This window comes from Haloferax sp. Atlit-4N (assembly GCF_003383025.1).
In the GTDB taxonomy this organism is placed as follows: Archaea; Halobacteriota; Halobacteria; order Halobacteriales; family Haloferacaceae; genus Haloferax; species Haloferax gibbonsii.
The window spans coordinates 1-517 of sequence record NZ_PSYY01000059.1 but is presented as its reverse complement, the minus strand read 5'-3'; the positions used below and the strand labels follow the sequence as shown (position 1 = coordinate 517).

General features: G+C 68.1%; 1 protein-coding gene. It reads left to right on the top strand.

What is annotated here, in order from left to right:
- The first annotated feature begins 107 nt into the window (after window positions 1-107).
- Window positions 108-464 (top strand): hypothetical protein, encoded by a 357-nt coding sequence (locus tag C5C07_RS20540; RefSeq protein WP_115806059.1) that lies wholly within the window; start codon window positions 108-110, stop codon window positions 462-464.
- Window positions 465-517: the final 53 nt, after the last annotated feature.

Here is a 517-nt window from a genome sequence, read left to right as displayed (position 1 = left end):
TACAACAGCGATGAGACCGGCCGCGGGACCGCCCGCATCCCGGTCTCCACCGAGTGGGAAGGCGACTACTGGATCTGGAAGCCTCGCGGCGACGCGGCGGTGACCCCATGAGCCGCCCCATCGTCGAGTGCACCCCGTCCGCTCAGACCCGCCGCCTCGTCGAGGCCGCGTGGGCCGAGTACCACCGCTCCGTGCAGGAGTACGGCCCGTCGGATGAGTGGGACAGGAAGGTCATCGACCAGGCGATTCGGGCGATGGTCAAGCAGGGCGAGAACTTCTCCGTCAACGACTTCCGCGACCTGCTCCCTGAGGTGCGGAAGTGCCTGATCTCGCGGCGCCTCATCGCGGCGCAGAAGGACGGGCTCATTGAGTTCACCGGCGTCACGTACTCGTCCCTGAAGTCCACGAAGGGCGCGAAGGTCAACATCTACCGCCCGGTCCCCGGAGCGGAGGCCGCAGCGTGAGCCGCAAGGCACCTCGGTGCCGCGACTGCCAGCAGCCGGTGGTGTTCTTCCGG